Annotated in this window: 28 protein-coding genes; 19 read left to right on the top strand and 9 right to left on the bottom strand. The window is 38.9% G+C overall.

The window, feature by feature from the left end:
* Positions 1-308 precede the first annotated feature (308 nt).
* Positions 309-761, top strand: coding sequence for a hypothetical protein (locus R8925_RS10355; RefSeq protein ID WP_430535790.1), 453 nt, complete (start codon positions 309-311; stop codon positions 759-761).
* A gap of 49 nt (positions 762-810) precedes the next feature.
* Here the strand turns inward: R8925_RS10355 and R8925_RS10350 are convergent, their stop codons facing one another.
* The 3 genes from R8925_RS10350 to R8925_RS10340 are packed head-to-tail and all read right to left on the bottom strand — an operon-like array spanning position 811 to position 2495.
* The gene (locus R8925_RS10350) at positions 811-1224 is read right to left on the bottom strand and encodes a VOC family protein (RefSeq protein ID WP_430535789.1); all 414 of its coding nucleotides are present in this window, start codon (positions 1222-1224) and stop codon (positions 811-813) included.
* A 50-nt stretch (positions 1225-1274) separates the two neighbouring features.
* Complete coding sequence (locus R8925_RS10345) at positions 1275-1916, bottom strand: FusB/FusC family EF-G-binding protein (RefSeq protein WP_430535788.1); 642 nt, start codon at positions 1914-1916, stop codon at positions 1275-1277.
* Positions 1917-1919: 3 nt separating this feature from the next.
* Positions 1920-2495: a TetR/AcrR family transcriptional regulator gene (locus R8925_RS10340; RefSeq protein ID WP_430535787.1), complete on the bottom strand. Its 576-nt coding sequence runs from the start codon at positions 2493-2495 to the stop codon at positions 1920-1922.
* 152 nt (positions 2496-2647) lie between these two features.
* Between R8925_RS10340 and R8925_RS10335 the strand changes: the two genes are divergently transcribed.
* Both R8925_RS10335 and R8925_RS10330 read left to right on the top strand, forming a co-directional pair.
* A complete protein-coding gene (locus R8925_RS10335; RefSeq protein WP_430535786.1) occupies positions 2648-3352 on the top strand; it encodes an AzlC family ABC transporter permease in 705 nt (234 codons plus the stop codon).
* A complete protein-coding gene (locus R8925_RS10330) occupies positions 3349-3672 on the top strand; it encodes an AzlD domain-containing protein (RefSeq protein WP_430535785.1) in 324 nt (107 codons plus the stop codon). The genes R8925_RS10335 and R8925_RS10330 overlap by 4 nt, the downstream gene beginning before the upstream one ends.
* A 229-nt stretch (positions 3673-3901) precedes the next feature.
* Here R8925_RS10330 and R8925_RS10325 read toward each other — a convergent pair whose 3' ends face one another.
* Positions 3902-4531, bottom strand: a complete 630-nt coding sequence (locus R8925_RS10325; RefSeq protein WP_430535784.1) for a DUF1361 domain-containing protein — start codon at positions 4529-4531, stop codon at positions 3902-3904.
* Positions 4532-4673: 142 nt separating this feature from the next.
* Positions 4674-5138 carry a hypothetical protein gene (locus tag R8925_RS10320; protein ID WP_430535783.1) on the bottom strand — a complete coding sequence of 155 codons (465 nt, stop codon included), beginning with the start codon at positions 5136-5138 and terminating at the stop codon, positions 4674-4676.
* A gap of 150 nt (positions 5139-5288) precedes the next feature.
* On the opposite strand from R8925_RS10320, the gene R8925_RS10315 reads away from it, so the two are divergent.
* The gene (locus R8925_RS10315) at positions 5289-6203 is read left to right on the top strand and encodes an alpha/beta fold hydrolase (protein ID WP_430535782.1); all 915 of its coding nucleotides are present in this window, start codon (positions 5289-5291) and stop codon (positions 6201-6203) included.
* Between the two features lie 129 nt (positions 6204-6332).
* Here R8925_RS10315 and R8925_RS10310 read toward each other — a convergent pair whose 3' ends face one another.
* The 4 genes from R8925_RS10310 to R8925_RS10295 all read right to left on the bottom strand — a co-directional run bounded on the left by R8925_RS10310 (position 6333) and on the right by R8925_RS10295 (position 10198).
* The gene (locus R8925_RS10310; protein ID WP_430535781.1) at positions 6333-7580 is read right to left on the bottom strand and encodes a glutamate-5-semialdehyde dehydrogenase; all 1248 of its coding nucleotides are present in this window, start codon (positions 7578-7580) and stop codon (positions 6333-6335) included.
* The gene (gene proB / locus R8925_RS10305) at positions 7577-8404 is read right to left on the bottom strand and encodes a glutamate 5-kinase (RefSeq protein WP_430535780.1); all 828 of its coding nucleotides are present in this window, start codon (positions 8402-8404) and stop codon (positions 7577-7579) included. The genes R8925_RS10310 and proB overlap by 4 nt, the downstream gene beginning before the upstream one ends.
* A gap of 103 nt (positions 8405-8507) precedes the next feature.
* Positions 8508-9695 carry a PrsW family glutamic-type intramembrane protease gene (locus tag R8925_RS10300; protein ID WP_430535779.1) on the bottom strand — a complete coding sequence of 396 codons (1188 nt, stop codon included), beginning with the start codon at positions 9693-9695 and terminating at the stop codon, positions 8508-8510.
* Positions 9696-9796: 101 nt separating this feature from the next.
* A complete protein-coding gene (locus R8925_RS10295) occupies positions 9797-10198 on the bottom strand; it encodes a helix-turn-helix domain-containing protein (protein ID WP_430535778.1) in 402 nt (133 codons plus the stop codon).
* 150 nt (positions 10199-10348) lie between these two features.
* On the opposite strand from R8925_RS10295, the gene R8925_RS10290 reads away from it, so the two are divergent.
* From R8925_RS10290 to codY, 15 genes are all read left to right on the top strand, one after another.
* The gene (locus R8925_RS10290; protein WP_430535777.1) at positions 10349-10564 is read left to right on the top strand and encodes a helix-turn-helix domain-containing protein; all 216 of its coding nucleotides are present in this window, start codon (positions 10349-10351) and stop codon (positions 10562-10564) included.
* Between the two features lie 366 nt (positions 10565-10930).
* Positions 10931-11884: a hypothetical protein gene (locus tag R8925_RS10285; protein ID WP_430535776.1), complete on the top strand. Its 954-nt coding sequence runs from the start codon at positions 10931-10933 to the stop codon at positions 11882-11884.
* 117 nt (positions 11885-12001) lie between these two features.
* Entirely contained in the window at positions 12002-13297 is a 1296-nt protein-coding gene (tig, locus tag R8925_RS10280; RefSeq protein WP_430535775.1) for a trigger factor, read from the top strand.
* Positions 13298-13784: 487 nt separating this feature from the next.
* On the top strand, positions 13785-15044 hold the full coding sequence (gene clpX / locus R8925_RS10275) for an ATP-dependent protease ATP-binding subunit ClpX (protein WP_036069496.1): 1260 nt from the start codon (positions 13785-13787) through the stop codon (positions 15042-15044).
* Between the two features lie 203 nt (positions 15045-15247).
* A complete protein-coding gene (gene lepB, locus R8925_RS10270; protein WP_133620180.1) occupies positions 15248-15847 on the top strand; it encodes a signal peptidase I in 600 nt (199 codons plus the stop codon).
* A 139-nt stretch (positions 15848-15986) separates the two neighbouring features.
* Positions 15987-16526 (top strand): type I signal peptidase SipZ, encoded by a 540-nt coding sequence (gene sipZ, locus R8925_RS10265; RefSeq protein WP_430535774.1) that lies wholly within the window; start codon positions 15987-15989, stop codon positions 16524-16526.
* Positions 16527-16539: 13 nt separating this feature from the next.
* Entirely contained in the window at positions 16540-17433 is an 894-nt protein-coding gene (gene ylqF, locus R8925_RS10260; RefSeq protein ID WP_430535773.1) for a ribosome biogenesis GTPase YlqF, read from the top strand.
* The gene (gene rnhB, locus R8925_RS10255; RefSeq protein ID WP_430535772.1) at positions 17408-18187 is read left to right on the top strand and encodes a ribonuclease HII; all 780 of its coding nucleotides are present in this window, start codon (positions 17408-17410) and stop codon (positions 18185-18187) included. Before ylqF ends, rnhB begins: the two co-directional genes overlap by 26 nt.
* Positions 18188-18337: 150 nt before the next feature.
* Positions 18338-19195, top strand: a complete 858-nt coding sequence (gene dprA, locus R8925_RS10250) for a DNA-processing protein DprA (RefSeq protein WP_430535771.1) — start codon at positions 18338-18340, stop codon at positions 19193-19195.
* Between the two features lie 282 nt (positions 19196-19477).
* Positions 19478-21556: a type I DNA topoisomerase gene (gene topA, locus R8925_RS10245; RefSeq protein WP_430535770.1), complete on the top strand. Its 2079-nt coding sequence runs from the start codon at positions 19478-19480 to the stop codon at positions 21554-21556.
* 80 nt (positions 21557-21636) lie between these two features.
* Entirely contained in the window at positions 21637-22941 is a 1305-nt protein-coding gene (trmFO, locus tag R8925_RS10240; protein ID WP_430535769.1) for an FADH(2)-oxidizing methylenetetrahydrofolate--tRNA-(uracil(54)-C(5))-methyltransferase TrmFO, read from the top strand.
* Positions 22942-23189: 248 nt separating this feature from the next.
* Entirely contained in the window at positions 23190-24095 is a 906-nt protein-coding gene (gene xerC / locus R8925_RS10235) for a tyrosine recombinase XerC (RefSeq protein ID WP_430539434.1), read from the top strand.
* Positions 24096-24123: 28 nt separating this feature from the next.
* Positions 24124-24651: an HslVU peptidase proteolytic subunit gene (gene hslV / locus R8925_RS10230; RefSeq protein WP_036069505.1), complete on the top strand. Its 528-nt coding sequence runs from the start codon at positions 24124-24126 to the stop codon at positions 24649-24651.
* A 12-nt stretch (positions 24652-24663) separates the two neighbouring features.
* Positions 24664-26064 carry an ATP-dependent protease ATPase subunit HslU gene (gene hslU, locus R8925_RS10225; RefSeq protein WP_430535767.1) on the top strand — a complete coding sequence of 467 codons (1401 nt, stop codon included), beginning with the start codon at positions 24664-24666 and terminating at the stop codon, positions 26062-26064.
* Between the two features lie 20 nt (positions 26065-26084).
* A complete protein-coding gene (gene codY / locus R8925_RS10220) occupies positions 26085-26864 on the top strand; it encodes a GTP-sensing pleiotropic transcriptional regulator CodY (protein WP_036069509.1) in 780 nt (259 codons plus the stop codon).
* The last annotated feature ends 77 nt before the right edge of the window (positions 26865-26941 follow it).

The raw sequence follows: 26941 nt of genomic DNA, 5'->3' as shown, positions 1-26941 counted from the left end.
ATTCGAACCCCCGCGCGGTCTTACCCGCCTGTCGGTTTTCAAGACCGATCCCTTCAGCCAAACTTGGGTATTCCTCCGTAAACACAAGACTTATTGTATCATGATTTTTTTCGTTTGCCAATACCTAAATTAAAAAATATGCATAAATTTTTTTAGAAGCGTATATCGCTAATTAGTAAAATTGGAGAAAGTTTATCAGTTCACATAATAGACTTATTTTAATAACATATGTTACAAAAAACGTTGCATCTGATTAAAAATAAACGTACAATTAAAGTATGTCTTATAACCAGAAGGTGGACTATAAAATGCAAGAAAAATTGATATCTAATGAGATTACGAGGCTTTTTTCGAAGGAAATTTTTCGTTTTGCCGAATTTTGGTTTGATAATTATTACAGTACAGGCATGAACGACCAAGTTTTGCAAGAGCACCTGGAATTTATGCAACTATATCGGACTACAATTGTCAGAACTGTCTCTAGCGGTTTAAGGGCCATTAGTGGTGGTGGTTATTCTCAACTAGATTATTATAATCTTGGGAAAGCGGAAGCGCAAAATGGGCTCAAGAAAGAAGATGCGTTGCGAAATCGTGATTCTTTTGAGGCGGCAATGGGGGCCTTTTTAATGAAGCGGAAACAAGAAGGTGCCATGGAAGTTACTAATCAAGAAATTAACTATTATTTAAACGAACTAAAGGCATTTCACGATACAATCATGCCGTTTATTCTGCAGGGTTATAGCGATTACGTAAAGGAATAGATGCGAAGAAGATAGCGCCAGATTATGCTCAGGCGCTATCTTCTTTTGTTCAACTATTAATCGTACTTGAATCCATATAAAATACTTCCCACAAATGTCCGTCCAGGTCTTGGAAACTCCAACTATACATAAATCCTTCATCCATAAACTCATTCGACTCGGTTCCGCCTGCAGCAAGCGCTTTTTTTACGAATTGGTCTACTTCTTCGCGACTATTGACTGAAATTGAGGTGATTGCTTCTGTTGTTGTACGTGAATCAGCAATTTTTTTCTTAGTAAATCCTTGGAAAAATTTCTCGGTTAGTAACATCAGAAATGCACCTTCATTAATAATCATACATGTAGCATCTTCATTGGTGAATTGTGGATTGAACTTAAATCCAAGTGCCGTAAAGAATTCGATGGACTTATCTAAATCCTTAACCGCCAAATTGACAAACAGCATATTTGGTTGGGCAGTCATGTTCTATACCTCCTCGTATATTGATTTACACCTATTAATATACCCGAAAATCAAGATTTCAATTCATGAATAAAAGCGTCTAGGCGGTTCGTGCTCTGAACATTACTACTACAAACGAGGCTATCTGCACAAATATACTGGCCAATCGCGCGAAAATTATCTGTACTTCCCTTTGTTTTAATATCTGCTTTAAACAGGCCTACACGCTCATTTTGATGGCAAAATGCACAGATTCCTTTTTTAGAAGTAGGGGTGAAATTGCCTTGAATGCCAGTTAATTTTCCATCATGTTTAGCGATAATAAATTTTTTCTGAGCGCTCGTATCATTCCAGCCAAGAAACACAAGCCGTTTTATTTCTTCATCAGATAGGGTAGGGAGCTTCAGTTTTTTCACTTTCGGGAACAGTTTTTTAATTGTAGCATCAGTCACAAGAGGAAAAGGAATCAGGAATTCTTGTAATTTTGCACCAAAAGCTTCGAGTTCTTCCTCTGAATGAATATGGAAGATTTCACCGATTAGTTGCTCCTGCTCCACCTCCAGTTCTTCAAAAATCGCCTGAGCCTTATCAATACACGAAAAACGTAAGGCATTCTTAACACCTTCATCGTTTGTATTTTGTGCACCGTAGAAAGCATTTGTAGCTTGTTTTACAATAAAATGATAATCAGCATTTGTTATAAAAGCGTTCATTTGTTACATCTCCTTTTGGACTCCTTGGAAGAAAAATCGCTCTGTTAAAGTAACAATCTGATCTTCTAGGACACCTTCTTTCAATAAATGGGCGAAGATAGCAGGATCAAATAAATGAATAAAATACGCAACTAAAAAAGGCGTAGGGTAAATAGCATGGAGCAATTTCTGCTCTTGTAAATGCGTAAATAGAGCGCCAAGCTCCTCCGTTATCTGCTCAAAAATCTTCACAAGTTCTGTTGTTTCGGTCATATCAGGTTTATTCTGCAAAACAAAGATAAAATAGGGGTTTCGAATAATCGTGCGAATCAATGTTTTCAATTTCATCATACTATCATCCACATTAATCATCGTCTCCCGCATCATCTGCAAAAAATGGTATGCATTCCTTTCCATAATCCGCGCGATAATCGCATCCTTATTCGAAAAATGATTGTAAAGTGTTCCCTTTGAAATACCAACAGCAAGCGCGAGTTCATCCATATTTAATTGGCTATCCACATTTTGAAACAACATATTTTCTGCCTGCGCTAGTATAAGTTGTTCTCGGTCGTACTTTTGTTTTTCCTTCCAATTCATTTAGAGGCCACCTTTAAACATTAAGTCATAATTTGACTTTAGAGTCATTTTTGTGAATAGTATAAAACGTGATTACTAAAATGTCAAGAATATCTAGCCATAGATACTAAATTTTGATAGGATAATAGTTGAAGAAGAAAGGGGTGTAACAGGTGTCAGAACAAGTGAGGAATATTACCTTTAGACAAGGCGTAAAAGATTGTATTCCAACGTTACTAGGATACATAAGCATTGGTATTGCAGCGGGTGTTGCTGGTGTGGCAGCCAAATTAAGTGTAATAGAAGTTACACTACTAGCCATCTTTATATATGCAGGAGCAGCACAGTTCATTATTTGTGCGATGCTTTTAACGAACAGTACGACGCTAGCGATTATTGTTACCACTTTTATCGTTAACTTTCGCCACTTTTTATTAGGTGCGACATTGGCACCACATTTTCAGAAAGATTCGATGCTCAAAAATATCGGAATTAGTCTTCTTGTTACAGATGAATCTTTTGGTGTTGCTGCGATGAAGCTGGCGAAAAAAGAGCCCATTTATGCATCCTGGATGAATGGCTTAAATATAACAGCTTATCTTGTTTGGATTGCCTCCTGTGCATTAGGTGGGCTCGTTGGTAAATTAATACCAAACCCAACTGTATTTGGTCTTGATTTTGCACTCACAGCGATGTTCGTGGCACTCTTTGTATTTCAGTTGCAAAGCGTACCAAAATTAAAGCTACGTCATATTTTATTCTTAATTCTGTATATGATTATCTTTATGATAGGCTTATCTTTCGTTGTGTCCACAAACGTTGCTGTTGTTTTATCAACGCTAATTGTTGCTACTATTGGGGTGGTGACTGACCGTTGAGCATTAGTTACGGATTTATTCTTATACTGGTAGGTTGTTGCCTCGTAACAGCAATTCCTAGAATGCTACCATTCCTCGTTATGCGGAATATGCAGATTTCTGAGTCAGTTCTCAAATGGCTAGGCTACATCCCGCTATGTATTTTCAGCGCACTAGTTATCGAAAGTTTCATATCAAATGGTGTCCAAGGATTTCAAGTTCATTGGCTAGAACTAATCGCGGTTATAGGAACTCTAATCATTGCACTGCTCACACGTAGCTTGCTTTGGACAGTGATTCTAGGCGTGGTGATGATGGCGTTGCTTCGACTCATTTTTTGAGAAATTATCATTAAAACCTTGCATTATTCTCGAATTCGTGCTATCATTAATGCCGTTGTTCAAAATAACATTATCGGTGGCGGAATAGGTAGACGCATTTAGTTGCAAAGAACTTCGAAGCAAAGCAACATTATAAAGTACATTTAAACAAGATAAGCTTTAAATAAGAGTTTGTGTGGTGCAAATCCACACCCGATGATCAATTAAAAAGATTAGCGAAGTTACTTCGCTAATCTTTTTTGTTAGGGAATTTTAAAAATATAAGATAGACAAGCGTCTGAATTACCATGAAACAAGCAATAAAATACACCATCTGATATGAAAACACAGCTATCATTTGCTGTATGGAATGAAGTGGGTCGGTGAACAGATGAACAGAGTGCAGTCGCGCAAATCGTCCCAAGTAAATCGCATACCCAGACAATACGGAAATACACACAAATGTAGCCCAATAAACCACATTATTCGTCGTTTTAAAACGAAGCAAGCACTCGTCCAACATCCATTTCAACGAAACAAACCCCGTATACAAACCGAAGCAAACGCCTACTGTCATCACGGTGAATCGTTCCCAAATGTAGGGATTATTCGAAAACACGCCAACCCCTGCTGCGTTAATGTGCAAATTCTCTAAGTGGAAAAAGTCCGTTAACAAATACGGCGAATTCGGGAAAAATAGTAACCATACAAATGCAATGGGCCAAAAAATATATGCTTTCCTTTCTTTTCGATAAACTAACACTGCTAATTCAAGAGGGATGTAGGCTAATGAAACATTCAGCACTAAAAAATAATAGCCATCCAAAATCAAAAATATATACATAACATACAAAACTAGAAAAAACCTACACCAATTCATCAATGGAATCACTCCTATCCTAGAATAGCTTACCAATAGAAATAACCCTAAACCATCGATTCACATGACAAAATAGGCTCTTGAAGTGACAAAATTGTAATAAAAAAAAGCAGTAGTAATAAAAAACCACCGCTCGCACTTATTATGCTGTTAATGATACCAAAAGTATGTCTTTATTTGAAATATCTAAGAAAGGCAGTTTTACACGTGTATCAAGACAATATGCATTATATAGGATTGGTTTTAGGTTGGTCTTTGTATTATCAACCGTACTAATAAAGCGAGTAATTTCTTGATACAGTATTTCAGGCTGCTTCAATGACGCAATTTTGGCATCAATCCGATTCTGACTGACATTCACATTTGAAACTTTAATCGCTTCATCAAACGCACTATTAATGGATTCGCGAGTCAGCTCAATCTGTGTATAACCATTATCTTCCCAGTCAATCTCAAGAATATGACAATCATCTAAAATCAGAAAATCACCGGTCCAAAGCTTTCCGTCCATCTCCACGACCATGCGTGTATTAGCAAAAAGCTCCTTATCAGCATATTTCTTCAAAACATAATCAAACATTTGTAAATGCGCGATTTCTTTTGTCATGTTAACATCTCCTTCATGTCTTTATTTTAACATGTTGTGATTATATGAACAAGTTTGAAAGTGTTAAAAATTGTGCGAAATAAGTAGCATATTTAGGAATTAAATAAAGTCTCATGTATAATGGAATTATGTGATAATAGGAGGGATACAATGCATACAGAGGTAAAGATAGAAACACACGACCAATTAGCGTTGCACGTACATATTTGGGAGCAAGTGACAGCACCAGTTGGTATTGTTCAAATTATTCATGGAATGGCAGAGCATGGTGCGAGGTACAGCCAATTTGCGACGTATTTAAATAAACAAGGGTTCATAGTGGTAGCGGATGATCATCGCGGTTTCGGTAAGAGTGCAGAAGATTCCTCTAAGCTCGGTCATTTGCCTTTTCCGGATGGCTTTGAAGCGATGGTGTCAGATGAAGAAATAGTCGCAACATTCATCAAAGCGCGATACCCAAATCTGCCGCACCTCCTCTTTGGGCATAGTATGGGAAGCTTTGTCACGCGTGTTCTTATCACACAGTACAAAGTAGATGCGGCGGTTTTAGCAGGTAGTGGTTTGCAACCAGATCCTCTGTTGAAATCCGGACTATTTTACGCTAAGCTTCGCGCAAAACAAAATGAAACTAAACGTAGCAAAATTCTGCATAAATTATCGTTTTATGGCTTTAATCGGGAGTTCATTGCAGAAAAACATCCATTTAGCTGGCTTTCTAGAGATAGAGCAGTACACGAAGCATATATGGAAGACCCGTTCGGCGGACAAGTCGTTGGTTCTCTAGGATTTTATCATAGTTTACTTTTAGGCGTTGAACGATCACAAAATCCAGATACTATCTCGAAAACACCAAAAAACCTACCACTGTTACTTATTTCAGGAAGTAAAGATCCGGTAGGTCACCTTGGAAAAGATGTACCTAAACTAGCAGTGAAATTTGAAAAAGCTGGTGTGGAGGATGTGACTTTAAAAATTTATGAGGATGCACGACATGAACTAACGAATGAAATCAATAAAGAACAAGTTTTTGAAGATGTTGCTTTTTGGTATAGAAAATATGTGTGAAAAACAGAAAACAGCAAATCAACTGGTAATCTGATATGCTCCCTATAAAGTAGACAATGGATAAAACAAAAATTCCAAATCTATTTAATAGGGAGCATATCAATCGCATTGTTGATTCGCTGTTTTTTTCTATTCTCGAATTTGGCCTTCTCCGTAAATAATATATTTTGTAGATGTCAACTCGTTTAATCCCATCGGACCGCGAGCATGTAATTTTTGAGTGCTAATGCCTATTTCTGCACCGAAGCCGAATTCAAAGCCATCAGTGAAGCGAGTGGAGGCATTGATATAAACAGCAGCAGCATCGACTTGCTGTAAGAATTTTTGACTCGTGAAATAGTTGTCCGTAACAATGGCTTCGGAATGTTTGGTGCCATATTTGTTAATGTGAGCAATCGCAGCATCTGTGCCAGAAACGACCTTAATTGCTAAAATATAATCGGCATATTCTGTTTCCCAGTCTAATTCAGTCGCTAGAATTACATCAGAAACAATGGAAGCGACAACCTCATCGCCGCGAATTTCGACATTCTCTGCACGCAGTTGGGCAATAATTGATGGTAAAAATTCGTGAGCTACAGCTTCGTGGATAAGTAGCGTTTCAGCGGCATTACAAACAGATGGACGACTTGCTTTTGCGTTTACGATGATTTTTGTAGCCATGCCCTGCTGCGCTTCACTATCAATGTATACATGACAATTACCTGTTCCCGTTTCGATTACAGGAACGGTGGCCTTTTCCAGAACAGTTTTGATTAAACGGGCGCTACCGCGTGGAATGAGCACATCGAGATAAGCATTTAGTGTCATCAATTGTTGTGCTGTCTCTCGTGATGTATCTTCTACAATCTGTACAGCGTCTGCAGGAAATCCAGAACTTGCTAGGGAGTCGCGAATCACGCGCACAAGGGCAAGATTGGAATGAAAGGCCTCACTTCCGCCACGGAGAATAGTTGCATTACCTGTTTTAAAGCAAAGAACAGCGGCATCCACTGTGACATTCGGCCGAGATTCATAAATAATACCGATGACGCCCAGTGGGACACGCTGTTTGCCGATTGTCAACTCAGCTTCGTTTTTCCACATATGCGTCACTTCACCAATTGGGTCAGCAAGAGTCGCTACCTGTTTTACGCCTTCTGCAATATCCACAATTCGCTCAGGTGTCAAGCGCAATCGATCGAGCATTGCATCACGAATACCGTTCTCAGAAGCAGTGGCTAAATCTTTCTCATTCGCTTCTAAAATCATCGTTGTGTTAGCGATTAGAGAAACGGATAGCGCCTGAAGAGCCTCGTTTTTTGCTTTTGTTTTTGCTTGTGACAAGATTAATGCTGCTGCTTTTGCTTGTTGTCCTTTCAAAGTCAGTTCACTCATCGTGTATTCTCCTCCTTCACGAGATTGTTCGTGGCAAACAATGTTCCAACCAAGTCGCCATTCATAATATCAAAAATAGTGCTAGGATTATTCCCGTTTGTTAGTACCATTTTCCCGCCATTTTTCAAAACTCTTTCAGCAGCATTGAGTTTAGTTAACATGCCACCAGTACCAAATTCAGAGCCTTTTCCGCCAGCTAAAGCCAACAATTCCGGTGTAATCTGATTCACTTCTGTGAACATTGTAGAATCTGGGTTTTCATTAGGATTACTATCATAAAAACCATCGATGTCAGACAACATAATCAACAAATCAGCTTGGATAACCTCAGCAACAATTGCAGATAAGCGATCATTATCGCCAAATTTTGTAAGATGTTCGATTTCTTCAATTGCAACCGTATCATTCTCATTGACAATCGGGACAATCTCGTTTTCTAATAGCTTGTTGAACGTATTAATAACGTTTTTGCGACTGACGGGATAATCAATGACATCACGTGTCAGCAAAACTTGACCAACTGTATGGCCGTACTCTCCAAAAAATTTACTATAAATATGCATCAATTCGCTTTGACCAACCGCTGCAATTGCTTGTTGTTCAGGAATCGTAGTAGGGCGGGTTGCCAATTGTAGTTTGTGACAACCAACACCGATTGCGCCAGAAGAAACGAGCACAACTTCTTTCCCTTCATTACACAGGTCGCTAAGAACCATCGCTAATTTTTCAATAGTTCGTAAATTTACATTCCCATTCGGGTACATGAGCGTACTAGTTCCGACTTTTATGACAATGCGCTGGCAGTTTTTTAAAGTTGTACGCATATAGTAATCTCCTTTTTAAGTCAAATTATATTTCATTCATTGTACACTATTTTAGCGTACAAAAAAACCCATTCTATCAAAAAAGATAGAACAGGTCGTGAATTTACGCTTTTGTAGGTTTTTTTTCTGAAATTTGACGTAAACCTTTGTTGATAAGTGAGAAGATAACGATCCAAGCCACAATGATAAGTAGGATTTGTTTGAAAGCGATTTGTGGCAGTGGGTTCCAAGGGCAATCCCAGACGAAATGTAGACCGATTGGAATGATGAACAGGCTAAGAAATGAACCAGTGAATATGTGGCGTATTTGAAGTTTTGGATCGGTTCCTTTTGCAATCATTAATGCTGCTCCAGAAATAGCGGCCCAAACGACATGCCCGCCAACTGACTGCCATCCACGAGAGAAGATAATATTTAGCATTGTATCACCTGCAAATTGGAGGTTTTTGAAAACTGCTGCTGCTTCAATGCTGTAGTTAAACGCATAACCGAGCGATTCAAAAGCGGCAAACCCAGCTCCCACAGCTGCACCAATTAGCAAGCCATTTAAAATATATTTCGGTTTTAATGCTACGATGAAAAGGGCGACAATGACCATTTTTCCAGTTTCTTCAATAATCCCAACTAAGAAAGCATTAAAGTAATTAAGTTTGCCAACTGGAATCAGATCATACAAGATTAGCGTAGCAACAAGCGCCGCAACTCCACCAATAAAGAACATTTTCAGTACATCAAAAAAACTAATATTCCGCGGAGCATTGATTTCGAAAAATAGAACGAGCACTGAAAAGGGCATTGTGAACGATCCGATGACCATTAGACCAGGAATCGTATTCGAGTTGGAAAAGAAGTAAGTACAAGCAAACAAAAGTAAATAAGTAATGGCTAGTGCGAAAAACACACGAGAGAATAGAAACGGTCTCGTCCATGAAGATGCTATGTCTGCTTCTTTCGGTGTCGTATAAGTGGTTCCTGCAATAAATACTTTTTCGCTGTCCGATTTTGAATGCTTTTTAAAAACATCAGCAAAAATATCGCCTAAACCTAAATGCTGTGCGCCTGTTTTTTTGTGCGAGTTGTGGTTTTGATTTGTTGGTTGTTTAGGTTCTTTTGTTGCATCGTGAATAGTTCGGAAGATAGATGTATCTTTTAATAGTAACCACGCTCCGTCTTTTTCTTGCCGTACATTTGTCTCGGCAGTTAATTCCTTTCTTTTGTAAAGTGTTCTAAGTTCATATTCTGTTAGTGGACCAATTGTCTTGTCATTTTTTTTGAAATACCAATGTGACAAGTGAGTCGCCTCCCTTTATTTATTATAGTCTCTACCTTCTTTCCACAAAACGAATCGGTTAAAACTTAATATATATAGAAAAACGAAGATTAATGGCTTTGTTAAAACGCTTTGTTGAGGTTTTTCGCCTGCTTCAACAGGAATAAAATCGTATCATTAATAAATTTAATAACTTCGGGATTCAGTGGCTTACCATCTAGGTATATATTGTCTTCAAAACGGAGATGTTGCCTAATTTGTTCGAGCTTTTTTGCGATATCTGGATGCTTTTCAACCTCACTCGGTTTGTAATCAGAATCCTCTTTTTGACCAACAAGATAATCAACAGAAACATCAAAAATCATAGAAATATGGCGCAACATGTCGATGTCGGGCTCGCGAATGCCGTACTCCCAATTACCGTATGTTGATGTTGCATTTAGACCGAGCCGCCTTGCTGTCTCTGCCTTTGACCAGCCTTTTTGTTCTCTTAAAATGGTTAATCGATGGCTTAACTTTGGCATCTTAATCACTCCTTTTAGAAGTTATTATATCATAATTTACACAATACAGCTATTTTGTTACACGAATTGAATCATATGCGTTTGACATAAACCATTAGAGTTGATATTATTGTTTTATAAACACAAATTGAGTAGAATGGAGCGATTCATATGAAAGCAACTGCAGACAAGAAAATCAATTGGGCGAAAGTGAGAAAGAGAAGAGAGTCTCTAGGTATTTCGCAAGCGTTTATTTCAAGGAAGCTTGGCTATAAGTACAGTTCTGGATACTCTAATTTAGAGAAGGGGATGGTTCGATTAACGGCTGAGAAAGCAGCGGTTCTAGCAGAAATTTTACGCTGTAAGCAAGAAGACTTTTTCAAATAGACTCCTTCAAATCGTCACAATTTGTCACGCTCAGATTGTAGGAAAGCTACTTTATAGATGTCCAACAGAATTCCAACGCGCAATAAATGATTGGATTTTAGGCGAAAGGAAGTACCAGCGTGAAGCATACTGGCGGGATAGCGCTGAAAATCGTGTATTAACAATGAAATGAATGTTTGCCGATATCTGGGCGTGACGATTTGTCACGTTTTTTTGTGTTCCAAAAAAATAAAACAAAAAAGAATATCAACTAGACAAAAAATCGTGTAAAATAGAGTCAAATGAAGACGCGAAAAGGAGCATTTATATAATTAAAGCGTTATGCGTTATAAAAATGGACTTATTCTGTGAGGGGTTTTTTTAGTTATGAAAGAGTCAAATATTATTTTCCCTACTATTGTAGAGCAGTTTCTAAAGAATGGCATCATGATTCTGAATGAAGATGAAGAATATACGGTACAGAAATTTTTAGAACAGGCGTATTTGGAACAACCGTGCAATGAAGAAGTAGTTTATGCACTGATTAAACTTTACAATGCTAAACAAGCTTTTGAAGAAGCAAAAGAGGTTGGGCAGGCTTTCTTAATGATGGATGGTTATAATAAGTCTATACTAGGAGAACTGTCGGCTACTTATTTAGCGGTAAACGAGATGGACACGTACTTTAGTTTGGTGAAACAGCACTTAGAAAAAGAGGCACAATTGAATGATTTTGAAACAAGTGGAATGCAAGCAGAAAGTAATGTCATTCCATTTCCGAAAAAAATCAAGCCGAGACGAAGTATTACGAATTTTTTTGAGTGGGGGACATCGGAGCAATTGGAATTTCTTCAACAGGCTCGATTTCATGATGTTGAGCCTTACTTAGAGTCTTTCACTTTATTTTTAAAAGATGCTACAACCTCACCGTTCGTGAAGTCAATGGTTTTTGAGCTACTACAGGAAAAAAAAGTGGATCAGAGTTTCTTAGTGAAGAAGATTGGAATGGAAGAACAGGTAAATCCGAGTGACATTCCGCTTCTGGGTGATGACACTTTTATTAAAGAACTGATCGAAAAGTTAGTGTGTCGCTGGGAGCATTCCAACCCAAGCCTTTTAGAACAGCTACAAGTGATTGTGCAGCAACATCTTTTTCTCATGTATCCATTTCAATTTCCGAAAACTGATACTAAGCTTTGGAGTGAAGCGTATAGCAAGTGGTTGTCACAGATGTACGGCGAATTTTGGCGGGACAACCCCGATATAAATCAGCAAGAACTAACAGAAGCAATCCAATTTATTGAGAAAATAGAGCAAGCACAGCAAAATTATCTGCTTTAACTAGTGGATAGTAGTTTTCAAGTAGATAAGTTTTATGTTATTATGGTGAGTGTGACTGAAATAAGTATTGAGGAATCAAGACTAATAACCAGTAAATAGATGTATGGAGGGAATACCATGTCAGTAAAATGGGAAAAAAAAGAAGGTAATGTTGGTACATTAACTTTCGAAATCAACCAAGATCAAATTAAAGTAGGGATGGATAAAGCATTCCAAAAAGTTCGCAAAAATCTAAATGTACCAGGCTTCCGTAAAGGAAAAGTGCCGCGTCAAATTTTCAATCAACGTTTTGGAGAGGAAGCATTGTATCAAGATGCCCTAGATATCATGTTGCCAGAGGTTTATGCAGCAGCTGTCGAAGAGTCTGGAATTGATCCGGTAGATAACCCGCAAATCAATGTAGAATCTATGGAAAAAGACGCAGCTTGGGTATTAACAGCAGAAGTAACTGTGAAACCTGAAGTGAAATTAGGCGACTATAAAGGTGTTGAAGTTGAAGCACGAGACGCGAAATTAACAGACGAAGAAGTGGATGCTGAACTTAAGAGCATGCAAGAACGTCAAGCAGAATTAGTTGTTCGCGAAGATGCACCTGCTGAGGATGGCGATACAGTTATTCTTGATTTTGAAGGATTTAAAGACGGTGTTGCTTTTGAAGGCGGACAAGCAGACAATCACTCATTAGAACTGGGTTCAGGATCATTCATCCCTGGTTTTGAAGAGCAAGTAGTAGGCTTAAAAGCTGGCGAAGAAAAAGACATCGAATTAACATTCCCAGAAGAATATCACGCAGAAGACCTTGCTGGTCAAGACGTTGTATTCAAAATCAAAGTGCATGAAGTAAAAACAAAAGAAGTTCCAGAACTTGATGATGAGCTTGCAAAAGACATTGACGAAGAAGTGGAAACACTCGTTGAATTAAAAGAAAAAGTAACAAAACGCTTACAAGAAGCAAAAGAAGAGAGCGTAAAACAAGCGAAACAAAATGATGCCATTGCAAAAGCTGTAGAAAATGCAGAAGTGGAAATTCCACATGCGATGATTCATCATGAAGCAGATCACATGATGAACCATTTTGCGCAAGATTTACAAGCACAAGGTCTAACTCCTGAGCTTTACTATCAATTCACTGGTCAAACAGAAGAAGCGATGCATGCACAAATGGAAACAGATGCTGAAAAACGCGTAAAAACAAACCTTGTTCTTGAAGCAATTGCTGAAGCAGAAGGCATTACGCCAGGAGAAGCAGACATTGAAGAAGAAGTAAAAACGCTTGCTGACAAATACAGCATGGAAGTAGAAGCAGTTCGTGCAGCACTAGGCGATATGAACGAATTGAAATCTGACCTTAAAATCCGTAAAGCGATTGATCTTTTAGTAGAAAATGCAAAAGAAGTAGAAGCAGCGGAGTAATTTTAAGAAATAAGACAATTCGCTAGTATGTTTGAGAAGGGGCATGAGTTTCGACTTGTGCCCTTTGTTTTGTTGCGACTCTTACGAAGCGAATTGTGCAGAGTTAGAGTCGCAATATGCATGAGAGCGAAGCGAGCATGTAATCCTTAAGAGACACTTACGAAGTGAACTGTGCTTCGTTAGAGCCGCAATATGCATGAGAGTGAAGCGAGCAAGTAATCCTCAAGAGACGCTAACAAAGCGAACTGTGCTTCGTTAAAGCCGCAACATGCATAAGAACGAGGCGAGCATATAACCCCCAAGAAACGCTTACGAAGCAAATTTCGCTAAGTCAGCCCCGCAACATACACGAGAACAGGGGAGTATGCAATCCGCTCAATGTTTCTTAATAGCATTTCTCACAAACTAGTGATATGATAAACGAACATAGGCTTGTTTTATAAGGCATAGAGCTTATGAAAACACTTAATTAGAAGGGGTGAAAACCTTGTTCAAATTTAATGACGAAAAGGGAACGCTGAAATGTTCTTTTTGTGGCAAAACACAAGACCAAGTTCGTAAATTAGTTGCAGGACCTGGCGTGTATATTTGTGACGAGTGCATCGAATTATGTAACGAAATAATTGAAGAAGAATTAAATGTGTCTGAATTTGTAGACTTTGGCGATGTGCCGAAACCTCAAGAAATTCGCCGCATTTTAAGTGATTACGTCATCGGTCAAGATCGTGCAAAAAAAGCGTTGGCAGTGGCAGTTTATAATCATTATAAGCGTATCAATTCTAATGAAAAATCAGATGATGCAGTAGAGTTATCTAAAAGTAATATTTGTCTCATCGGCCCAACTGGTAGTGGTAAAACATTGCTAGCACAGACGCTTGCTAGACTTCTAAATGTACCGTTTGCAATTGCAGATGCTACAAGTTTGACAGAGGCAGGATATGTCGGTGAAGATGTCGAAAATATTCTACTAAAATTGATTCAAGCTGCTGATTTTGATGTAGAACGTGCCGAAAAAGGTATTATTTACATTGATGAAATAGATAAAGTAGCGCGTAAATCAGAGAATCCATCCATTACGCGTGATGTTTCTGGTGAAGGTGTGCAACAAGCACTACTGAAAATTTTAGAAGGAACGGTTGCAAGTGTTCCCCCACAAGGCGGACGTAAGCACCCACATCAGGAATTCATTCAAATTGATACAGGGAATATTCTGTTCATCGTTGGTGGTGCTTTTGATGGCGTGGAGCAAATCGTTAAGAACCGCCTCGGTGAGAAAGTTATCGGTTTTGGTACAGAGAATGAGCAGTTGAAAGAGAATGAAACGTATCTTTCCAAAGTTGTTCCTGAAGATTTATTGAAATTCGGTCTTATTCCTGAATTTATTGGTCGTTTACCTGTTATTGCAACGCTTGAGCAATTGGATGAAGAGACTCTAATCTCGATTTTGACACAGCCAAAAAACGCTCTTGTGAAGCAGTATCAAAAAATGTTGGAACTTGATGATGTAGAGCTTGAGTTTACAGACGAAGCTTTATCTGAGATTTCCAAAGAAGCGATTGCTCGTAAAACCGGAGCACGCGGACTTCGCTCGATTATTGAGCATATTATGCTGGAAGTTATGTTTGAGATTCCTTCCCGTGATGATATCAAAAAATGCATCATTACGAAAGAAGCCGTTACTGGTGACGCTGAGCCTCAGCTACAATTAGAAGATGGCTCTATTATCCCAATTAAAACATCAGCTTAATGGAGTGAAAACGCTAAGTCCAGATTGTGGATTTTAGCGTTTTTCTTTTTGGAAATTGGGTAAACACTAGGTAAGATAGAGTTAGTAAATTAGAAATAGATTAGAATTACTCGAGCACGGTATATAATGCTGTTTTTTTTTAAGCGTTTCATGCTATACTTTAACTTGTGTTTAGTAGTAATTGTAGAGAGGAACTAGAGGATATGGATAGTGAGACTAATGAGACTAAAAAAACTGGTCGTGGCAAAGGTAAGGCAATATGGGGATGGGTTCAAGTAATCCTTGTGGCTGTAATTCTTTCTATGGCACTTCGCTATTTTGTGATTTCACCAGTTACAGTTTTTGGAGATTCTATGTACCCAACGTTGCATGATGGAGAGCACTTATTTATTAATAAAGTAACTGGTCCGGATCGATTTGATATCATCGTTTTTCCAGCTCCTGATGAGAAGGACACAGAATATATTAAGCGTGTGATAGGATTGCCAGGAGACACAGTGGAATATAAAGAAGATCAACTGTATATCAATGGTAAAAAATACGACGAACCTTATCTAGATGAAGCAAAAAAAGATTTGACGAATGGTTATTTAACAACCCTAAACGATGGTGCACAAGGTAATCCAAACTTCTCGTTGGGAACTATTCCAGCGTGTGGTGGAGCGACAAAGGTACCGGAAGGCAAATTATTCGTGCTGGGCGATAATCGTCCAATAAGCAAGGATAGTCGCTATATCGGCTTTATTGATGAAGATAAAGTGTTAGGAAAAGTCATCTCGTTTGGAAAATCGTTACAAAAATAAGAAATGCGGATTTATACCAGTTTTTGAAAAAGTTTGTGCAGATTATGTGCAAGCTTTTTTTATTTGTTTAGTGTATACTTAGAACTACGAGGATTAAGAAAATGATAAGTCTAGCAAGTGGTTTAGGGGAGATGGCAATTTGAGTGAGAAGACTTTAAAATTAGTATGGAGCTGGACTTGGGCGATTGTATTAGGTGTAATTTTAACGGTATTAATCCGCTTTTACTTTTTTGTGCCTGTCATGGTTGATGGTTCGTCTATGATGCCAACGTTGCATGATGGCGATCGGGTTATTATTAACCGCTTCGGGAATGTGAATCGCTTTGATGTAGTTATTTTTAAAGAAGACAAACGTGAATATGTGAAGCGAGTCATTGGAGTGCCCGGAGATAAAATAACGTATAAGAATGACGAGTTATTTATCAACGGGGAAAAGCAGGAAGAGCCCTACCTAGATGAGTATAAGAAGCAATTAGGCAATGCTTTATTGACTGATGACTTTAGTACAGAAGGCGCGCTTCCTGGTGGTGTTGTGCCAAAAGGAACAGTATTTGTTTTGGGGGATAATCGACGTGCTAGTAAGGATAGTCGCATTATGGGGCCAATTCCTGAGTCGAAAATACTTGGGACTACACCAATCTGCTATTGGCCGCTAGAACATGCGAAGTTTATACGATAAAAAGGAGTTTATTATGACAATACAATGGTTTCCGGGTCACATGGCAAAGGCCCGTCGTGAAGTAACAGAGAAATTGAAATTAGTGGATGTGATTTTTGAGCTGGTGGATGCGAGAATTCCTTATTCTTCGTCTAATCCGATGCTAGAAGAGATTATTCACCAGAAGAAGCGCGTAATCATATTGAATAAAGCGGATACGGCTGATGAGAAAGTGACACAGGAATGGATTGATCATTTTGCTGAGCGCGGGTTGCCAGCAGTTGCCGTGAATGCGCAAGAAGGAAAAGGAATGCATAAAATCGAGCGAGCTGCTGAGGCTTTGATGGCGGAAAAATTTGAACGTCAGCGCAGCCGTGGTATGAAACCAAGAGCGATTCGAGCGATGATTTTAGGTATTCCAAATGTAGGGAAATCGACGTTGATTAATCGCCTAGTAAAGAAAAATATCGCAAAAACAGGAAATAAACCCGGTGTAACGAAAGCACAGCAATGGATTAAAGTCGGAAAAACGCTGGAATTACTCGACACACCTGGGATTTTATGGCCAAAATTTGAAGATCAACGTGTGGGTTATAAACTAGCTTTGACAGGTGCGATTAAAGATGATTTGTTACATATGGAGGAAGTTGCTGGATTTGGTTTGCGTTTTTTAGAAGAAAATTATCCAGAGAAGCTACACAATTGGCTACAAATCGAGGTTTTACCAGAGGAAACAACAGAGGTACTTGCAATGATTGCTGAGCGTCGAGGTATTTTTGATCGATATCGTGATCCAGATTATTCACGGGCAGCTGAGCTATTAGTCAGAGAGATGCGGCAAGAGAAAATGGGACGTGTTTCCTTTGATTTTCCAAGTGATTTGTTAGCGGAGGACGATGAGAATGGCCGAGAAAATAGCGATAATTAAAGAACGATTGAAATCGGTTGCGTCCGAGTCTGACCCATTTTTCCAGTCCTGCCTTTTGGATGAGCGAAAAGGTGTGGCGAAACTAGTTGCTTCGTTTAGGCGGGAAAAGATGAAAAAAGAGGCACTACTTACGCAACTTGAGGACATGAAGTACTATGAAAAAGAAGCGAGAGCCAAAGGGTTTAACGCAATAGCTGGGATTGATGAAGTTGGTCGTGGCCCGCTTGCTGGACCAGTGGTTGCTGCTGCAGTCATTTTACCAGCTGATTTTGATGTTATTGGGGTCAATGATTCCAAACAGTTGAACGAGGCGAAACGCGATCAATTATTTGATGACATTTTGGCTAAGGCGTTAGCTGTTGGAATAGGTGTTAAGTCTCATGAGATTATCGATGAGGTGAATATTTACGAAGCGACAAAGTTAGCGATGGTTGATGCGATTGATTCGCTAGAACTGACACCTGATTTTTGTCTGATAGATGCGATGCCTTTAAATCATTGTAAACACGAGCTTTCCTTAATAAAAGGAGATAGTAAAAGTGTATCGATTGCTGCAGCTTCAATCATTGCAAAAGTCACACGCGATAGAATGATGGTAGCGTTTGATTCAAAATTTCCTGGTTACGGTTTTGCAAATAATATGGGGTACGGGACGAAAGTGCACCTAGAAGGGCTTTCAAAACAAGGAGTTTGTCCTATCCATCGTTTAACTTTTGCGCCAGTGAAAAATATTTTTTTAGCCCATAAAGAGTAGTTGAAAAAGCAGTGGAATAGCTAGAATTATCTTTTCAAATAAGGAGAGATGATTTTGCTGTTTGAAACTGCTTTTTTTCCATTGTTAACACAATTTACAAAAACGTAAAGGAGGAATAAGATAGGAGAAACGTAAAGGAGAGAACAGAGTATGAAAAATTGGTTATTGCAGATGAAATATTGTTCAGCGGTATCTGTTAAACAATTAGGCAAGTTGTGGCGAGAGCTTCCTAAAGAACAATTGAAAAGAATGGAAGCAGAGGAAATAGCAGAATATTTAGCGTTGTCTGCGCAACAAAGCGAGCGGTTTAAACAGGAATTTTTTGAATTCCGTTTAGCAGATGTATTGCTAGAGCTAGAGCATTATAAAATTCTGCTAATCTCTATTGAAGACTTGTGCTACCCTGAATTATTACAAGAAATATATGATCCACCACTACTTTTATTCGCTAAAGGTGACACGTCTTTGCTAGCGTCAGAAAAGCTAGCCATTGTAGGGACACGAAAGATGACGGATTATGGGAAGCAAATAATTAATCAACTTGTTGCGCCACTGTGTCAAGAATCGTTGACAATTGTTAGTGGATTAGCAGTGGGAATTGATGCTGAATCACACCATGAAGCTCTGCGCGTTGGAGGGAACACAATTGCGGTAATTGGTAGTGGCTTTTTCCAATTCTATCCTCTTGAAAATAAGCTGCTATTTGAAAAAATAATAAGGAATGGCCTTGTACTAAGCGAGTATGCCCCGCATGTTACGGCACGCAAATGGCATTTCCCAGAACGAAATCGAATTATTAGCGGTTTATCTTTGGGAACATTAATTGTACAAGCAGAAAAAAGAAGTGGCTCTCTTATTACAGCAGATGCTGCCTTGAATCAAAATCGAGAAGTCTTTGCAGTTCCTGGAAGTGTTTTTCAGCTTAGTTCTGCTGGGACGAATAAATTGATTCAAGAAGGAGCAAAATTAGTAATGGAAGCTTCTGATATAACGGAAGAATTGTGCTAATTAGGATAAAATTCTACATTTTAAGTGATTAGACTTGCATTTCTCGTGTATTTGATATAAGTTGGCTAGAGAATCATCGTTATTCCACATGTGCAAAAAAAGTAATTGGAATAAAATGAATTGACAAATAGCACAACTAAGGATAACATTTACTACTGATTACAAGTTTCGATATGTAATTAGAGTTGGAGACTATTTAAAATCGGAAGCTGATTGTCAGAAAAATATTCTGGCGCGCTCCGCCGTCTTAAATGCGTATCCCAAATTAGGGAGGAATGAACAATGGCTGATTATTTAGTAATAGTAGAATCACCCGCAAAAGCGAAGACAATTGAAAAGTATCTTGGCAAGAAATATAAAGTAAAAGCCTCCATGGGACATCTTCGGGATTTACCAAAGAGCCAAATGGGAGTAGATACAGAAAATAATTTTGAGCCGCGCTACATCACGATTCGTGGCAAGGGACCTATTTTAAAAGAATTAAAGCAAGCTGCAAAAAAAGCGAAAAAAGTCTATCTTGCAGCCGATCCGGATCGCGAGGGTGAAGCAATCGCTTGGCACCTTGCGACAAGTCTTGGTTTAGACCAAACAGACGATTTACGTGTTGTTTTCAATGAAATCACGAAAGAGGCAGTGAAAGAATCATTTAAACATCCGCGTAAGATTGATATGGATTTAGTAGATGCACAACAAGCGCGTCGTATTTTAGATCGACTAGTAGGATACAATATTAGCCCTATTCTATGGAAGAAAGTGAAAAAAGGTTTGAGTGCTGGTCGTGTTCAATCCGTTGCGCTTAAACTTGTTATCGATCGTGAGAATGAAATTAAAGCCTTTGTACCAGAAGAATATTGGACGATTGATGGCAATTTCAAAAAAGGCAAAAAAGAGTTCCAAGCTAATTTTTATGGTATAAATGGGAAGAAAAAGAAACTATCTACAGTGGATGATGTGAAAGAAGTCATGTCTACAATTAAAGGCAAACAGTTCGAAGTTATAGATGTAGTAAAGAAAGAACGGCTACGAAATCCGGCAGCACCATTCACAACATCTTCGTTACAACAGGAAGCTGCACGCAAACTTAACTTCCGAACACGTAAAACAATGATGCTAGCACAACAGCTTTATGAAGGGATTGCTCTAGGACGCCAAGGAACGGTCGGTTTGATTACGTATATGCGTACAGACTCTACACGTATTTCAGATACGGCTATTCAAGAGGCATCTACATTTATTACAGAAACTTACGGTAAAGAATTTGGACGAACCCAAAAGAGGAATGATAAGAAAGCCAAAACGTCCCAAGATGCGCATGAAGCTATCCGGCCAACAAGTGCTATGCGTACACCACAAGATGTGAAAGAATATCTAAGCCGTGATCAATTACGCTTATATCGTTTGATTTGGGAACGTTTTATAGCAAGTCAAATGGCTCCAGCAGTTTTGGATACGATGCGCGTTGATCTAGATAATAATAGTGTGATGTTTCGAGCGAATGGTTCGAAAATAAAATTTGCTGGGTTTATGAAAGTATATGTGGAAAGTAATGATGACAATAAAGAGGAGAAAGAAAATATCTTGCCCGACCTGAAAAAGGGTGATAAAGTAGAATCCCAATCGCTCGAGCAACGCCAACATTTCACGCAGCCGCCGCCACGCTTTACAGAGGCAAGGTTGGTAAAAACGTTGGAAGAGGTAGGGATAGGAAGACCATCAACTTATTCGCCTACACTTGATACAATTCAACGTCGTAATTACGTATCCTTGGATAATAAACGCTTCGTCCCAACAGAGTTAGGTGAGATTGTGCATGAATTGATTCGAGATTACTTCCCTGAAATACTAGATGTCCAGTTTACGGCTAATATGGAGGCAGAATTGGATGAAGTCGAGCATGGAGCAATACAATGGGTAAAAGTTATCGACCAGTTTTATCAAGGTTTTGAGAAGAACGTGGAACGTGCGGATAAAGAGATGGAGAAAATTGAAATTAAGGATGAGCCAGCAGGAATTGACTGTGACCTGTGCGGGGCGCCAATGGTTTTCAAAATGGGTAAGTATGGCAAATTTTTGGCTTGTAGTCGTTTCCCAGATTGCCGCAATACAAAGCCTATTGTTAAAGAAATTGGTGTGACTTGTCCAAAATGTAACGAGGGTCAGGTAATTGAACGTAAGAGTAAAAAGAAACGAATATTCTATGGTTGCGATCGGTACCCTGCATGCGATTACGTTTCTTGGGATAAACCAATTGCACGGCCATGTCCGAAGTGTAATGAAAAAGCACTTGTTGAGAAGAAACTTAAAAAAGGCGTCCAGATTCAATGTACGAACTGTGATTACAAAGAACAACCACAACAATAGAATGAGTTATAAAATAGCTAGACACAATAGCAACGCGCGATTAATCGTTTGTTGCTATTGTTCTGGATTGGAGAATGGAAATGGATAAAAAAGTAAATGTAATTGGCGCTGGTTTAGCGGGAAGTGAAGCGGCTTGGCAACTTGCAAAACGTGGCATTAAAGTGGATTTATACGAAATGCGCCCTGTAAAGCAAACACCAGCACATCATACGGATAAATTTGCAGAGCTAGTTTGTAGTAATTCACTACGGGCGAACACGATGACGAATGCAGTAGGTGTCATTAAAGAGGAGATGCGATTACTCGATTCGATTATTATCGAAGCAGCAGATCAAGCTTCTGTGCCAGCTGGTGGAGCTCTTGCTGTTGACCGCCATGAATTCGCAAGTTACGTAACAGAAAAAGTGAAAGAGCATCCGAATGTAACAGTGTACTATGAAGAAATCACAGAGATACCTGATGGCCCAACAATTATTGCAACTGGGCCACTTACAAGTGAAGCGTTGGCTGGTAAAATTAAAGAGCTTACAGGCGAAGAGTATTTATATTTTTATGATGCTGCTGCTCCAATTATTGAGCAAGATAGTATTGACATGGATAAAGTGTACTTGAAATCTAGATACGACAAAGGAGAGGCGGCTTATTTAAACTGTCCAATGACAGAAGAGGAGTTCAATGCATTCCACGAAGCATTGGTAACTGCGGAAACGGCCGAATTAAAAGAGTTCGAAAAAGAAATTTTCTTTGAAGGTTGTATGCCAATTGAAGTCATGGCAAAGCGTGGTATTAAAACAATGTTATTCGGTCCTATGAAACCGGTTGGATTAGAAGATCCAAAGACTGGTAAGCGCCCATATGCCGTATTACAGTTGCGTCAAGATGATGCGGCAGGAACGCTATACAACATGGTAGGTTTCCAAACACATCTGAAATGGGGCGATCAAAAACGTGTATTCCAAATGATCCCAGGTTTAGAAAATGCAGAAATCGTTCGCTATGGTGTGATGCATCGTAATACTTTCATTAACTCACCGAAAGTTTTGTTACCAACCTACCAATTAAAAGCTCGTCCAGAACTATTTTTTGCTGGGCAAATGACAGGTGTAGAGGGTTACGTTGAGTCAGCCGCTAGCGGTTTGGCTGCAGGAATTAATGCAGCGCGACTTGTTTTAGGCGAAGAGTTAGTAGTGTTTCCCCCTGAAACGGCGATTGGGAGTATGGCGTATTATATTACGAACACGAATACAAAAACGTTCCAACCGATGAATGTAAACTTTGGACTATTCCCAGACTTGCCAACAAGAATTCGAAATAAACAAGAACGAAATGAGAAACATGCGAATCGAGCAATCGAAGCTGTGAAGGAAGTAATTCCAAAACTATAAAAAATGAAGAGGTGCGGCTTTGTTGAAACAGAGCCGTATTGTCTTGCTTTAAAACATAAAAGGAAAATATTTCTGATAGAATCTAAACAAATAAAAAAAGTATTATTTTTCTAAATCGCATTAGAACAAGTTTTATCCTTTAATTTACACTTTCTCGGTTCAATTCGAAAGGTTGCGAAAAATGTATAAAATTATTGCAACATCATACCATGTGTGATACGATGGACTTGTTTGAGAGGTGTATAAATGTGGTGACTGGGCGAAATTGGGAGCAGGATTTTAGCAATTATTTAAGTACTGAGCGCAATTATTCAGAACATACTAATATTAATTATCTTCATGATATTCGCGACTTTCGTTCATTTATGATAGAAGAAGCCATTAATCATTTTACAGATGTGACATACACGGAGGTCAGATTATATCTCACATACTTACGCAAGCAGGAATTTGCCCGTTCAACAGTAGCTCGAAAAATTTCAAGCTTGCGCAGTTTCTACACTTTTTTAGTAAGAGAGAAAGCGATGACCGATAACCCGTTTGCATTTGTTTCGCACGCGAAGAAGCAGTTGCGATTGCCAAAGTTTTTTTATTCTAAAGAAATGGAGGCGCTATTTGATGTCGTTTACGCGAATAATAATCCGTTGACTTTGCGAGATCGTGCTTTGCTTGAATTATTATACGCTACAGGAATTCGGGTGAGTGAGTGTGCTGGGATTTTATTGCCTGACATCGATCAAACCTATCAAACTATTTTGATACGAGGAAAAGGGAATAAGGAGCGATATGTTCCGTTTGGGGCGTTTGCGTTAGACGCTGTGAATGATTATACAAAAGGTGGACGCGATATATTAATGCAACATCATGCGAAAGAGCACCCGGCGCTACTAATTAATCATTACGGCGATCCGTTGACAGCGAGGGGTATTCGTTATTGTTTGAGCAAAGTGATTGAAAAAGCTTCTCTTACAAGAAAGATTCATCCCCATATGTTACGTCATACATTTGCGACGGACTTGTTGAACAACGGTGCTGATATGCGAACAGTGCAAGAACTATTAGGACACGCTAGTCTCTCCTCAACGCAGATTTATACACATATAACAAAGGAGCATTTAAAGGAAACATATATGAAGCATCATCCAAGAGCTTAATTTTTTAAGAAATGGAGGCGTATCGAAATTGACAACGATTTTTGCAATTCGTCACAATGGCAAATCTGCTATGGCTGGGGACGGACAAGTAACATTAGGAAATTCTGTCGTGATGAAGCATACGGCTAAGAAGGTAAGACGCCTTTTTCATGATAGAGTGGTGGCTGGTTTTGCTGGTTCTGTTGCAGATGCTTTTACGCTTTTTGAAAAGTTTGAAGGGAAACTAAATGAATATAATGGCAACTTAGAACGAGCTGCGGTTGAACTAGCGAAGCAGTGGCGTAGTGATAATGTTTTGCGCAAATTAGAAGCGATGTTAATTGTCATGAACGATGAGAAGCTGTTATTAGTTTCGGGAACTGGTGAAGTTATTGAACCTGACGACGGAATTCTTGCTATCGGTTCAGGTGGAAATTATGCATTGGCTGCTGGGCGAGCTATGAAGCGCTTCGATGGTGAGCGACTGGAAGCGAAGGAAATTGCGAAAAATGCGCTAGATATTGCATCTGAAATTTGTGTCTTTACGAATGATAATATTATTGTAGAACAAGTGTAAGGAGGGCTAGATTTGTCAACTATTAATTTAACGCCACGCCAGATTGTAGAAAAGCTAGATCAATATATTATTGGGCAAACAGGTGCGAAAAAATCGGTCGCTGTTGCGCTTAGAAATCGTTATCGCCGTTCGCTGATGTCAGATGAGATACGAGATGAAGTCATTCCTAAAAATATTCTGATGATTGGTCCAACTGGTGTCGGAAAAACAGAAATTGCGCGTCGTATTGCTAAAATCGTTCGTGCACCATTTTCCAAAGTCGAAGCAACGAAATTTACAGAGGTTGGATATGTTGGACGTGATGTAGAGTCGATGGTTCGTGATCTCGTGGAGGTTTCCGTTCGACTCGTGAAAGAGGAAAAGATGCAACTTGTTCGTGTGAAAGCGGAAGAAAATGCGGAGAAACGATTGGTAAAGTTGCTTGCGCCGTCTAAGAAAAAACAAAAACAGTCCTCACAAAACCCTTTAGAGATGCTTTTTGGTGGTGGGAATCAGCAGCAAGAAGAAGAGGTGGAACCTGAGGACGAAACTGTACGCTCCAAACGTAGTCAAATCGAATGGAAGCTAAAAAGCGGCGACCTTGATAATGATTATGTAACTGTTGAGGTGAAGGAGCAACAAAATCCTATGGCTGATATGTTCCGAGGTACTGGAATGGATCAAATGAGTGGTATGCAGGACGCTTTTTCAGGTCTATTCCCATCAAAAATGAAAAAACGCAAAGTGACTGTAAAAGAAGCGCGCAAAATTCTTTTTGAGGATGAAGCATCCAAACTAATCGATCAAGAGGAAGTGTCCTCAGAAGGCATTTTACGTGCAGAGCAAATGGGTATTATTTTTATTGATGAAATAGATAAGATCGCAAGCGGTGGTCAAGGTGGTGGCAATGCGCAAGTATCACGTGAAGGTGTACAGCGAGATATTTTGCCAATTGTAGAGGGCTCACAAATTACGACAAAATATGGTACGGTGAACACGGAGTATATCCTCTTTATTGCTGCAGGAGCATTCCACATGTCGAAGCCATCTGATTTAATACCGGAATTACAGGGGCGCTTCCCAATCAGGATTGAATTAGACAAATTATCCCAAGAAGATTTCGTAAAAATTTTAACAGAGCCAGATAATGCGCTAATTAAGCAATATAAAGCATTGCTGAAAACAGAAGATATTGAACTTATTTTTACAAAAGAAGCTGTGGAGAGGTTGGCTGAAATTGCCTTTCATGTCAATCAGGAAACAGATAATATCGGTGCTAGAAGACTGCATACTATTCTAGAAAAACTACTAGAGGACTTGCTTTTTGAAGCGCCAGAGATTACACTAGAAACTGTCACGGTAACGGAAAGTTATGTGAACGACAAATTAGCTACTATTATGATGGATAAAGATTTAACGCAATTTATTTTATAAAAATTTTAGGAGGACTAATAATGAACTTATTAGCAAAAACACGAAAAATTAATGCAATGCTACAAAATGCAGCAGGTAAAACGGTTAACTTCAAAGAAATGGCGGATACATTAGCCGAGGTAATTGAAGCTAATACGTATGTCGTGAGCCGTAAAGGGAAGCTTCTTGGTTATTCGGAAGTTTTACCAATCGAAAATGCACGTATGAAGCAAATGCTAGTAGAGCGCCAATTCCCAGAAGAATACACGAACAGCCTTTTCAATGTGAACGAAACTTCTTCTAACTTAGAAGTTTCTAGTCAATACACTGCTTTTCCAATTGAGAACAGTGATCTTTTCGTAAAAGGTTTAACGACTATTGTTCCTATTGTTGGTGGTGGAGAACGCCTTGGCACATTGATTCTTTCTCGTTTGGAGAATGATTTCACAGATGACGACTTGTTGCTTGCTGAGTACGGAGGAACAGTTGTTGGTATGGAAATTTTACACGAAAAAGCAGAAGAAATTGAAGAAGAAGCCCGTAGTCGTGCGGTTGTTCAAATGGCAATTAGCTCACTTTCTTATAGTGAATTAGAAGCGATTGAGCATATTTTTGATGAATTAAATGGTAAAGAGGGACTTCTGGTTGCATCTAAAATTGCTGACCGCGTAGGAATTACCCGTTCTGTTATCGTTAATGCGCTTCGTAAATTAGAAAGTGCAGGCGTTATCGATTCTCGTTCCCTAGGTATGAAAGGTACATTTATTCGTGTCTTAAATGATAAATTCCTAGTAGAATTGGAAAAATTAAAAAATCATTGATTAAAATAATATATTTGAGAAACTTCTGCGATTATTATCATTGTGGAAGTTTTTTTGTCGTGGTAGAATGAGTAGTG

This window comes from Listeria rocourtiae subsp. hofi (assembly GCF_963575615.1).
Taxonomy (GTDB): domain Bacteria; phylum Bacillota; class Bacilli; order Lactobacillales; family Listeriaceae; genus Listeria_A; species Listeria_A hofi.
The sequence above is the reverse complement of the archived record's forward strand: the minus strand, read 5'-3'. Positions and strand labels throughout refer to the sequence as shown.